Origin of the sequence: Vibrio sp. 10N.261.55.A10, assembly GCF_041470825.1 — a bacterium.
Lineage (GTDB): Bacteria > Pseudomonadota > Gammaproteobacteria > Enterobacterales > Vibrionaceae > Vibrio > Vibrio crassostreae_C.
Window position 1 is genome coordinate 64,124 of sequence record NZ_JBFRNC010000042.1, and the last position, 11,732, is coordinate 75,855.

At 41.0% G+C, this 11,732-nt stretch carries 10 protein-coding genes; all 10 read right to left on the reverse strand.

The window, feature by feature from the left end:
• Positions 1-43: 43 nt before the first annotated feature.
• The 10 genes from AB4274_RS13825 to AB4274_RS13870 all read right to left on the reverse strand — a co-directional run bounded on the left by AB4274_RS13825 (position 44) and on the right by AB4274_RS13870 (position 11,272).
• Positions 44-184, reverse strand: a complete 141-nt coding sequence (locus AB4274_RS13825; protein ID WP_137001855.1) for a DUF1566 domain-containing protein — start codon at positions 182-184, stop codon at positions 44-46.
• Between the two features lie 335 nt (positions 185-519).
• Complete coding sequence (locus tag AB4274_RS13830; RefSeq protein WP_137001854.1) at positions 520-867, reverse strand: hypothetical protein; 348 nt, start codon at positions 865-867, stop codon at positions 520-522.
• A 90-nt stretch (positions 868-957) separates the two neighbouring features.
• Positions 958-3,543, reverse strand: a complete 2,586-nt coding sequence (locus tag AB4274_RS13835; RefSeq protein WP_372112363.1) for a DUF1566 domain-containing protein — start codon at positions 3,541-3,543, stop codon at positions 958-960.
• 202 nt (positions 3,544-3,745) lie between these two features.
• Entirely contained in the window at positions 3,746-4,465 is a 720-nt protein-coding gene (locus AB4274_RS13840; RefSeq protein WP_241910598.1) for a hypothetical protein, read from the reverse strand.
• Between the two features lie 395 nt (positions 4,466-4,860).
• Positions 4,861-5,658 carry an outer membrane beta-barrel protein gene (locus AB4274_RS13845; RefSeq protein WP_102321098.1) on the reverse strand — a complete coding sequence of 266 codons (798 nt, stop codon included), beginning with the start codon at positions 5,656-5,658 and terminating at the stop codon, positions 4,861-4,863.
• Between the two features lies 1 nt (position 5,659).
• A complete protein-coding gene (locus AB4274_RS13850; RefSeq protein ID WP_372112365.1) occupies positions 5,660-6,637 on the reverse strand; it encodes a hypothetical protein in 978 nt (325 codons plus the stop codon).
• Between the two features lie 53 nt (positions 6,638-6,690).
• On the reverse strand, positions 6,691-7,413 hold the full coding sequence (locus AB4274_RS13855; RefSeq protein ID WP_102321099.1) for a hypothetical protein: 723 nt from the start codon (positions 7,411-7,413) through the stop codon (positions 6,691-6,693).
• A gap of 10 nt (positions 7,414-7,423) precedes the next feature.
• The gene (locus AB4274_RS13860; protein WP_102321100.1) at positions 7,424-10,174 is read right to left on the reverse strand and encodes a TcfC E-set like domain-containing protein; all 2,751 of its coding nucleotides are present in this window, start codon (positions 10,172-10,174) and stop codon (positions 7,424-7,426) included.
• Entirely contained in the window at positions 10,174-10,689 is a 516-nt protein-coding gene (locus AB4274_RS13865; RefSeq protein ID WP_102321101.1) for a hypothetical protein, read from the reverse strand. Before AB4274_RS13865 ends, AB4274_RS13860 begins: the two co-directional genes overlap by 1 nt.
• Before the next feature lie 70 nt (positions 10,690-10,759).
• Complete coding sequence (locus AB4274_RS13870; protein WP_102321102.1) at positions 10,760-11,272, reverse strand: hypothetical protein; 513 nt, start codon at positions 11,270-11,272, stop codon at positions 10,760-10,762.
• Positions 11,273-11,732 lie beyond the last annotated feature (460 nt).

An 11,732-nucleotide genomic window follows, 5' to 3' on the forward strand; every position in this document is an offset into this window, starting at 1 on the left:
CCGTTCTTGTCATTTTTGATAAGGCGACAACACTGAGTATATGTCAGCCTGATACGCACGAGACGTAGTTCTGATTGGATGGGTTGTTGCTGTTGACGTTGCCATAGTTGAGGTTCACGTTGTAGTAGTTGGAACCATTAGCCGTCGACGACCAGTAGTTGTTGTTGGTCGCCCAACCCTTCACGTTTGCACTTATTGTTTATACGGAGTGTTGCCTTTCGACTTGCCCCCCTTTATTACCTCTAATAAGGCCATAAGTGCCGATAACATACCAGGGCCCGCTCACCAATGCCGTAACAAAGGTGTTCTCTAGGCGCAGCAACGCTGCTATGTTCCCTGTTTTTAGCGTATCGCCTTATCAAAAACATTACTAAGGCTACCGTTCAGTCCAACGAATAACATCAAACAGCAACCTACCCTCTGGGTTAGATGTGTCCGGTGTGCATTCGTCTAGCTGGTGTACTAACCACTGTGGCATCCAAACTTTAGCGAAGCTGTTATCTATTTTTAGTCTAGGATTTAAGTCAGACCGTTCATGTACAGGTAAGTCGTTTTTGTGCGATAGATACCACTCTTCCCAATTAGACATATCGGCATAAAAACCAATGCTGATGATACCTTTTCGTCAGGAAACACCCCTACTTTTGCAAGGCTGCTTACAGGTAACCCGCCCGATAGAACACATTGTGACCCGAGTTTTTTAACCACTTTAGCTGACACTTTTAAAACAGGCAAAGAGGGGGGAGTGACCACCCACTGCTGCCATGCGAACAGCGCTTGATCATAAAAACGAACAAACATGCCTTCATGTATGCCGATAATTTTACCTTGTTGCTGACTAAGCTTGAGTTTTGTTTCAATATCCATATTAATCCTTACTGAGTTTAGAAAATAAACCGCTACCCTCTATAAAAAGAAAAAACGGCCCTGCGGGCCGCAAACTCTGAACGTTGAACCCTAAGAACCTGATACGCACGAGACGTAGTACTGACGGGATGGGTAGCTGCTGCCGACGCCGCCATAGGTGAGGCCCACGCTGTAGTAGTAGCCGGAACCATTAGCCGTCGACGACCAGTAGAAGTAGCCGGTCGCCCAACCCTTCGCGGTGTACATGTGACCAAAGTTATTAAAAAGACTCGTCAACTCATCTATATTTGCTAAAGCCCAATCATCTCTCCCGTTAAGCTCAAGTGTATTATAATGTTCACAAAGGCTATGTGCTTCAGTAACACTAAAAATTGCAAACGATCCTGAAGGACCATAAGGGATATTGTCAACATGACTACCGTAGTAATTACCACTATAGCCAACAGCGTTTAAAAAGCTCTCACTTGGAGTACCGGTAAACAACTTTCCATCGCTTTCCGCAATTTTAACACAGGCACCCGCGGCGTTTTGTTGATCATCATCCCCAACTTGGCCACCACACAAATAGGCATGAAAGGTAACTTGGCTAATCGCATTAGTCTGTGTATTGGTTGTTGTGGTGTAAGATGACGCCACATCAAAGGTCATGGTCGTTGTTGGGGTTTGATAGTTTGTATCCCACTTTACCCGCACTTTTTGCTCACCTGATTCATCGGTTTGAGTCGTTTCCGCTTCAAGGATAGGAGTAACCATTTCTGCGGTGTCTGGGTGCTGTTCTGTACTTACCACTGAAATGACTGAGTAACCTTCTACTGGGTTGCTATTTTGATCGGTCAAGGTCGCAGTAACCTGGCCACCTTCCACTGACGTATAAGGTACCGTGTCAATCGTTGCTTCTGATGACACTGCAGCCGTCTTTTCATCACCAATAAACTTAACTTCATAGTCTTGAGTAATGCCACCCACATCAAGGGTTAATGTGACGGTTTCCGCTTTTAAACTGGTTAAGCGAAACTCGGCAATACCATAGCTGTCTGTGGTAACGTTATCGCTGTCCAATGTCACATTTGGGCTAGAGACAGAAGCCGTCACAAGGGTATCTGGTCTTACTTCTTGACCGAGTTTTAACTCAACAAATACAGAACCAACATCAACTCCATCCGCGACAACTTCCGTGCTTGAGGTAGGCAATACAGTAATTAAACCTTGCTTAACACATGTCACATAATAAGCCGATGTTGGATCGACATCGCCTGTAAGGGTGCTGCCATCTTTAAGATCCACCCACTTAACCAGATCTGCTCCGTCATCATAAGCGAGGTATTGCGCTTTAACAGGCCAGTTATGTAACGCCTGAACATCGGTATCAGTGGCCATCAGCTTAAGTTGATCAAACGTCGGCACTGAACCACCGATGGTGTCGCAGTATGCTACGGCCGACGGATAACGAAAACCAGCCATATCAATCGCTGGGCTGTAGCCATCATCGTTCAGTTTTATATCATAAGGCGAGCCTTGCCCGGCTGCATCAAGTGCGGTGGGTGGTCCAATATAGAGATCCAACAAATGAGAAATGTCGTCCCATTTTGATGACTGATTAGGATCGGTCACTTCAACACGAATCAAACCCATGTCATACACTCCATTATGATCACTAACCGCAAAACTAATATAGTGGTAACCTGGTTGTGACGCTTGAAAGACGATCGTTTTATTCTGAGTGTCCAGTGGATCTTTAGGTACCGCTTTTGCGTTAAACGATTCAACATACACCAATTGATAATCATCACTATCGTCCGAGGAAACAAAGCCGCTGATGTCGATTTCTTCATCGGTCAATACGTTGACAACAACTGGATATACAATATTATCGTCAATCGTAAAACCTTGGTTAGCTTCGTAGCCCACCGCAACATCTAAAACCCCCATCAGCACAAGGCCATTAACCGAGTCTTCTAACGTATAAAGAACACGGTCAATGCCGGTAAAACCTGACGGCGGGGTATAATCCATAGTCTGGTCATCTGTACTATTTATTTGAACTGAGCTCGAGCGACCGTACGGTAGTGTAAGCTCCGTTAATACAAACTCGTCACCTAACGTAAAGCCGACTTTCTCCAATTCGTCCTTCAGTAAAACACTCACATCTTCATTAATCAGTGTTGTTGCACTTACTGGAACCAGTTCGGTTGAGCTAGGATTACTACTTACCGCAATGCGCGTAACCGCAGAACTCGAACCTTCTGAGCTACTACTATCACTCATTGGCGCTTCAGCCATACGGCTCATTGGCGACAATGTTTTAAGAGTCACATGATATCGATAGTCACACACCTTGGTATCAAAGGCCTGAATTACAAACCCTGTTTCCGTCATACTTTCTACTTGGCAGCTATCATCATTAGACAAGACCTCGACTTCACTCAGCGCAAAGCCACCACCCGTTGATGAAAATACCTTTGACGACAGGTCAACCTCGAACGATTCAGCATAGCCAGTCGAGTAGGTAGCATTTTGAGCGGAAAGCGTCGCGCTTTGAGTATTAGGGGAAACACTTGCTGAGCTTCCGGCACTTCCTTCACTGCCCTCTCCACCACACCCAAAAAGGGTAAGCGTAGTAGCGACGACAAAACCCAGGGGAATGCTTCCTCCTGGCTTATTGCTTAAAAGGTTCATATTACTTCTCTTTACTTTTTATTGATTTCAAAATTGATTTTATGATTTGTATTTAATGTTGTATTGGGCATTTACACTTTGCTGATAACAGTGATGCCATGTAGGCTAAAATTAGCACTGAACATGGGTAATGAATGCTGATCGTCCTTGATTAGCATTAATCATTGAAGGCCTATAATTATGTCTATTTTCAGCGTTCCTATTACTGAATAGGCAGTTGCATCTCTTTAGAGTATTTTTTATCGTAAGATGTTACGGTTACATTAAGTTGTTCACTTTGCGTATATTCCGCAAGAGAAAACGTTTTATCCCGACCAGATACAACAGTGAACTTTTGTTTGCATTGCGTATTATTTTCTGTTGTACATGAGTTAACATAAACATCAATTAGCGTATTACTATTATTATCGATGCGTAAATTCTCGCCCTGATTGTAAATCTTATAATCAAAACTTGGCTTTGTCGTAGGCAGAATATAAACCGGTGAAAAACCATAGTTTATCTCGACACCGTGAATTTTCTCTCCCTCTTCTTTATAACGACTAGGAGTAAATGGCAGCATAAACATCAAATCTTTGCTGTTATCGCAAGACGTGTTGTGACATAAGCTACGAACACCCACGTCTTTCTCTTCACCAGGTCTTAAAACTAATCTTGGGTGCGTAAGAGATATTTTCCAATCATCTAGATTGTTTCTTGTATAACTATTACGAACGATTTTGTCGCCATCAATAAACTGAATTTCTTGTACTTTTCCATTAACAAAAATCGGGTGAGACTCATCATTAATAAGTGTCACGACACCATTGCCCTTTTTATCCGCGACGACAATCATCTTGTCGACATTAAAAGCATTGGCAGCAGTAGAAGTCATTGCTGAACAAATTGCGAATACTGTTAATAGATTATATTTAATTTTCATATTTCTCTCTACTAAAAATAATAAATTTTAGGATACTACTCGTCTATTTTGCTCAGCGCGTATATAACACCAAGCGCGAAAAGAATGAGTACATACATGTTTAAAATATTTGGTCCGATCATTACTCCGCTCTCTTATATTTGACCTTCATGCATATAATTGAGGTATTAATTAGCATATTTGCGAGCCCAAACGATAAAAGGTGAGTAGCTCGATTGGTGAGCAGTATCGCGCATTCGGATTTAAAGGTATTGGCCACTCTTGAATTTCAAAAACGCAAGATGCGAGATAGCTAAACAAGTGTAGATATCATTTACATTGGCGAGATACTCTCTGCTACAAACAAAGAAACACTGCCAAAAAATTGGCAGTGTTTCTGTTTCAAGGAAGGCAACTTAATCTAAACAGCTAACTTTCGGGTAAAGTATTTTCTCTTCAGGGTAAATCAAATTCAAATCACGATTATTAAGATTTGGATTTGCTTCGACTAATTCATCAAGTGAGCTATCAAATGCTCTTGCAATTCGGTGCAAATAGTCGCCAGGAACCACTCGGTATTCAACTAAACGCTGCTGACACGATGGCGCCTTCTTAATTGGGACAATAGACGCCAATTGGGTTTTCGGCCTTGATACTTGGGTCGACTCTTCAACAAGCTGGTCAACATTGGGCCTTGGGTTAATATCTGAAAGGCCTTCTGCGGCTTCATTGCTTGAAAAACGATAAACCAACAGTGCATTAAATGCGTATAGATCGTCTTGTTGACGAGCTAAATCAAAGACGCCTTGGTAACCAAGGTCGGCGCTCCAATTTTTACTCAATTGGTATTTAAGACCAAGCGATGCCGTAAAATTGGTGTCGTCACTAGAAAACGCGCCCCCGACTCCTGCATACAAGGAGGCAAATTCACTGACGGGTAGCAATAAGTCGGTTTCAACCATTACCGCACGTAAACTATCTATTTCCGAATCAGAAAAAGCAGAATAATCAGCATAGCCAAGTTCAAATAGTACGTTTTCACTAATGTTATATCCAACCGCCGCCTTATAACCAAGTGCTTCAGTCTGTCCCATGTTGTCATCAAATGCAGAAAACGTCATGCCACCACTCATCTGGATAGGCAGCTCCTCTGCTGATACACTTATGGATAAGAACACAGCGATAATCGATGACATTAAGTTCATTTTTTTCATCTTAAATACCAGGCTCCAACATGATCGTTACTTCATCAAAATAATCTCCGGAAACAGCAGAACTGCCCTCAATATCGTAATCAAAGTCTAAAGTAAAGTTAATACTTGTTTGCACTCCAGCTCCTTCTGAAATAGCCGTTGTTTGATACATTAATTGTCCTTCATCAACTAAGTTACCAGAGCTGCACTGATCGCAATGAATGCTGTAAGGAATAACTACACCAGGGTTACTTGAATTAACCAATTCGTATGACTGTAAGGGCATTGTTAAAACAATTCCGTCATTAAAATAGCCGTTCACTGTAATATCAAATGACGTTGTCGATGTTATTCTTTTGCCAATTGTGTCGTAGACTGGCGTCATGACACCATCTCCACTTACAAAAACACTGTCGAGTTGAACAGGCTGATAATCAAATGAAAACAACATCACTTCATTGATGTTGCGATAAGTCATAATGCCGTCATTTTCATAGTAGTAACGAATATTTACCGGCACTGAAGCTGAATATTGCCCCTCTGGTAGCCCACTTAATGCCGACACTATTTCACTTTCGTTAATATCGAAAATAGGTCTCAGGAAAATAAATGGGCTCGATTTTTGTTTATTAATTAATCGAACAGACGAAACACAGTTTGGACCTTCAACAGTCACAATCGGTAGTGACACTTCATCAAATGAGCACCCACCACCTACCGTATTCGCTGACTGGGCAAATTCAATTCCAGTAGTATTGTATTGAACGCCCGATATATCGATCGATATTGACGGTGAAGTATTCCCATTTCCCCCAATTAAAGTCATCTCTGTTGGAGGTGTACCCGAAAATGTCGCGGCCGCCCAAGCTTCTGAAGCCTGCAACATAGGAGGAGTTTCCCACGTACTTGGCAGCATTTTACCATTGTAACGTGTCACATTGTCCCAACGAACACCACCAGCCTTCACTTCCGCGCGAACTTCAAACGCAGCTTGAGCCATGCTTGTCGTCATTAATGCAATAAACGCTACAATATATAGGATAGGTCTAGGCATTATATTTTACCTCTCGTCACCATTTCTTTCTTTGAATAGCTTCTGTCGTGAGATGTCACGGTAATGGTCAACTCGTTATTTCGCATAGTTTCGGTTAAAGGGAACGTCTTATTCCTTCCCGATACAACCGTAAATTTTTGTTTGCATTGGGCTTTGTTTTCAGCAACACATGCATCTACAAAAAAATTGAGCATGGTATTACTTTTATTTTCGACTCTAAGGCTATCACCGTTGTTGGTTAATTCGTAAGAATAATTCGGTTGTGTTGTAGGAATAATATAAACAGGTGCGAATCCGTAATTAATTTCCACACCACTCACTACTTCACCAGGTCTGTATTTACTTGGAGAAAAAGACAGCATAAACATCAAATCTTTTGAATTATCGCATGCAGCGTTGTGGCATAAACTACGTATGCCAATGTCTTTCTCTTCACCAGGGTTCAAAACTACCTTCTGGTGCGTTAATGACACCTTCCAATCGTTTAAGTTGTCTCTTGTATATTGTTTTTTTTCTACCTGTTCTCCATCAATAATATTTATTTCATCCACCTTTGCTTGGATAAAAATTGGGTGAGACTCGTCGTTGGTTAACGTAACGATACCGTTCCCTTTATCATCAGAGACAATAACCATTTTATCTACCGTAAAAGCTTGTACACTTATAGATAACAATATAGCGGTGAGTGATACTAAATTTAGTAGAACTTTATTGGATTTCATTTCCCACTCCTTAATTAACTTGTGCGACTGGGTATGTAATGGCGTTGGTGCGATAAAGTCGCTTTGCCAACAGTTTTAACTGATCGATATCTCTTTTATGAAGCGCTATTGTTTCCGCCATGTTTATAGATTCATGCGCTATATAAATTGCCTTAAACGAACCCACTTCTTTCTGAATAATTCGATAACCGTGTGACTCGAGCTTTTTAAGCGCTTTATTCAGTTCAATCGAGCTTTCGTATGCACCTAAATACATCGCTTGTAGTCGTTCATCTGCATCAATCAAATCTATCTGCTTTTCTTGAGCTATTGGCAAACAATAGTTTTGACCAAAGTTCATCTGATTTGTTGAAGTAAATTCATAAGGCAGTAAGCATTGGCTTTCTTTCGCTGACAATTCAAAGTTCATGCCTTCCAATACGGTTACTCTATAAACACCGTCGGCCATTTCATTGACTTCAATACAACCTTCTCCATGACACTCCACTTCTGTAATCGGCTGTTCTGATATGTCATTAAAGGCGCTGACAAACGAAACGACGCGACTAACTCTTGGCTCAATAGAAGCAACCGTACCTGGGTGTGTAAACACGGTTACGTTACTATCACCAGAGTTGTAAAGATCAACGCTCTCTGAATCAAATTTCGCACGATATTGACTATAGTCTTCCAAAGGCACAATTGTTTCATCGTTATATACGATGAACTTACTGTTGTTTCGCCCTTCTTTTTTAAGAGAGAAGTAACCTTTTTCATCAAACGTCTGCTCTGTATTCTGCGACTGATGAATATCGACAAGCGTATAAGACATTGCCGCTTTATCGGTAATATAAACGCCGTCTGTCGTCACGATTTGAGTGCTAGACAAGCCAGCATTGATACCACTCGTGCCATTGGTGGACGTATGGGCGGAGGCATTCATTCGAGCGTATTTAGTCGTGCCACTGGTCGCCAATAACGCATCTTGATACATATCATCCTGTTGTCGATCGTAGGTGTTACTCACCTCAAGCGACGTATTAAAGGAGTCTGAGTCAATTAACTGATTTCGTCTTACTGTTGTTTTAAATTGATTAATGTCATCACTATCACTCGTCAGGCCCATGATAGTTTCTACTGTGTCTGACAACGGGACACTCCATAACAAATTAACTGATATGTCGTCCGTCGCCTCAGAGTAATCGACGTTAATATTAACTCGCGAATCTAAAACTGTGGGCGTGCTGTAACCAACGGAAATAAACTGCTGTTCCTGTTCATCCGAGTTACCTAAATTGTCTAACTGCTTGTCGTTATTAAGCGAGTAAACCGCATACATAGATTGTCCACCGCGGAAGCTGTACGAAGAATTCAACGATAGACGTGAATAATCGGCATATCCGTACATATAAGAAGCAACTGGATCACCAAGTTCATTATCGAGAGACTCATAAGATAGACTTAAATAAGGGATACCGATATTAGCATTAAAGTGAGATGCGTCTTCGAATTGGCTGTACACAGCTTCAGTACTCAAATCCCAATCAATCAGATTGTATGCACCACCAACGGTGTACATAGTGCCACTGTCCGTGACCAAGCCGCCCAAGCCTACTTGCAACGAACGGGTGAGTTGGTAGTTAGCTAATGCCTTGCCATAAACATCGTCTTCAATATTTTGAATGCCATGTTCCGTGTAGTCGTAATGGCTTCCTGAAAACATACCCGCAGTGGCAACGAAATCCACTTCCCCCTGAGTCAGAGAGTCACCTTTGGTGTTATATACTTGATAAGTCTGGGTATTAACAACTTGCCCACCACTTGTCACCTCAAGTACAGCTTCATAGCGACCAGATGGTAACTTGCTGTAAGGAATTGAGTTCTGCCCTTCTGGTACGTTATCTTGAAAAATCAATCGACCATCACGAAGAACTTGTACACCGCCACTTGTTGGCGCATAAAAGCTCAATACTTTGTCGTTATTATGTCCGCCTACGAGCAACTTTTTAGAGGTACCTACCGTGAGCGAGTTTTGAGCAACTCGAGCGGTGTTATTCAGGAAGTCAGTTGAGTTAACCTCTGGCTCAAATTCAAAATGACCCGCTTTTATTGAGTAAGAATCGATATCTAAATGATATGCCGCTTCATACAATTCAGAACCGTTATCACTGTTGTTGGCATTGAAATCAGTTTTGAGGTATCCGTAAGGTAGCCCCAGTGTCGTTTCATTATTTAAAGAAACGATTGAGTCTTGATCTTGATATTCACTCACGTACAGATCAAATGAATTGATTAACCCATTGTGTTGACTCAGAGACGAGTGGTATACCAGTTCTTCATCGAGATTCGAGTATGACAACACCTGTGGAGATACAAAAAGATAGACTTCTTGATCGTTATAGTTATGAACGATCTCAAACGTTTCTGGGTACAACTCACACTCATCGAGCTTACCTAAACACTCAGACTGATCTTGTATGCCAACCATTAATTGATCTATGATCTTCTGCTGGTACTCAGCCGACACTGTATTATCATTTAAATAGTCAGATACCTGTGCGATCGCTTTTTTATTATTCGAGTCTAATTTTAACGTGTTAAACGACGTTAAAAATGGGATCGGTGAAGTAAGGGAACCATCTAAGTTACGTATACGGACTGTTGACTCTTTCAATTCAAACAGTTCTTCAAAACCTTCAAGAACATTTTGACTATAACTTGAATACGAATACACAGGCAATAACACTAAAATTGCCATTGTTATGAGTTTGAACCTGAACATTATATATCTACCTCTATATTGAACTCTATCTCACCATTACACCTCTCCGCTTGGCCCGCTGTGATGATATCTTTAAATGACTGAAAACTTAATATAATGTCATGCTCACTATACTTATTGTCGCCATCATTTAAATTGAAATTTGAAAAAGAGACGGATTCACCCTCTGACAAACTTTTCCCGTCAATCGTTAATGTAACGAAATCATCCTGAACATTGCTCACTCCAGAGTAGTCCGTACAAATTGACGTATTTTTTGTTAACGTTGAAATATAAGGAATATCCGAAGACTCAAAAGGTATATCTGTTTCAATTCTTAATGTGGTATTAACATCATCAAATTTTGTTTTGTCTTGATTTGACGTCAACTCCAGAACTGCCGGAATAAATTCAACAGAATTAATTGAATTTGTATAAAGTTTGCCTACATCGAGGCTCGTAGTAATGTAAAGCACTTTGAAATCGGCGTTGGCATTCATACTCATGAAAGCCAATAGTATTAAAACTTTTTTCATATTGACTACCATCGTAGAGAAATAAGGCTCGTAATTACTACGAGCCTTTGAATCGGGAATTTTCTACAAATTAAACAAGGTCAGCCATAACCGTTACTGATGCTTGAACAGTAGTTCCACCTACTTCAGATTCAGGTAATACAGCAGTCTGCTTAACTTTAGTTGAAATAGTTTCTTCACCAGAAACAACATCACCAACGGCTACTGGTGCACCATTTACATTAATCTCAACAGCTTGAGATGGGTTTGCCACACCGTCAAAAGCTACTGATGCATCAACTAGAGTCCAGTTAGCTGAAGCTAATGCACCAACAACAGGAGTAACAGCATCACCATCATTTAAGTGAGACTCAAGTACGATAGTATCTGATTCAAACACACCGTCTGAGCTTGGAGTGATAGTACCGTTAAGCGCTGTTGTATCACCTCCTAGGCCAGTGATGATAAGTGCATCTGATGCGCTAGTTGTTGGAACAACGCCGTTCCATATAACAGTAGCATTTGAAGATGCGTTAGCACCTGCACTTACTGCCATACCCATAAGAAGAACTGATGCTAGTGCGCTTTTTTTGAAGTTAAACATTTTACTTTCCTTTAAAGATTAAATATTTCATAAATTAGTAATCCCGCTCCTGCGTTTAAATTTGTTAACGCTCATCGGTGACAGGACGAAATAAATTATGCGGAACACTGGAAAAGAAATATTGGGCATTTGAAAATTCCATTTTCCGAAAATGCCGATTCGATAAAACCATCAACAGTAAAGCTAGTAATACCTACCTTCGTTTTATCTACATCTATAATAAAAACCTGCCCGATAAGCTATAGTTTAAATTCTAATAAAAGAAGATTGAATTACATAAGCAATCGAACAATACTTACCATAATAGAGATTATCGAGGACAAAGAATGCCACTCACGTTTGCACACTTCTTAGAACAAGCCAGAAAGGAGCGAGGTTTAACACAGCAGGAGATGCTTGAGTTACTGCTTGAGGCCGACCCGACATTGTCTAAGCTCGACCTCAGGGCAAGATTACGAAG

What these genes read in the sequence shown, in the direction of transcription:
- AB4274_RS13830 (WP_137001854.1), bottom strand. Translation starts at nt 867, where the DNA reads ATGGATATTGAAACAAAACTCAAGCTTAGTCAGCAACAAGGTAAAATT.
- AB4274_RS13835 (WP_372112363.1), bottom strand. Translation starts at nt 3,543, where the DNA reads ATGAACCTTTTAAGCAATAAGCCAGGAGGAAGCATTCCCCTGGGTTTT.
- AB4274_RS13840 (WP_241910598.1), bottom strand. Translation starts at nt 4,465, where the DNA reads ATGAAAATTAAATATAATCTATTAACAGTATTCGCAATTTGTTCAGCA.
- AB4274_RS13845 (WP_102321098.1), bottom strand. Translation starts at nt 5,658, where the DNA reads ATGAAAAAAATGAACTTAATGTCATCGATTATCGCTGTGTTCTTATCC.
- AB4274_RS13850 (WP_372112365.1), bottom strand. Translation starts at nt 6,637, where the DNA reads ATGGCTCAAGCTGCGTTTGAAGTTCGCGCGGAAGTGAAGGCTGGTGGT.
- AB4274_RS13855 (WP_102321099.1), bottom strand. Translation starts at nt 7,413, where the DNA reads ATGAAATCCAATAAAGTTCTACTAAATTTAGTATCACTCACCGCTATA.
- AB4274_RS13860 (WP_102321100.1), bottom strand. Translation starts at nt 10,174, where the DNA reads ATGTTCAGGTTCAAACTCATAACAATGGCAATTTTAGTGTTATTGCCT.
- AB4274_RS13865 (WP_102321101.1), bottom strand. Translation starts at nt 10,689, where the DNA reads ATGAAAAAAGTTTTAATACTATTGGCTTTCATGAGTATGAATGCCAAC.
- AB4274_RS13870 (WP_102321102.1), bottom strand. Translation starts at nt 11,272, where the DNA reads ATGTTTAACTTCAAAAAAAGCGCACTAGCATCAGTTCTTCTTATGGGT.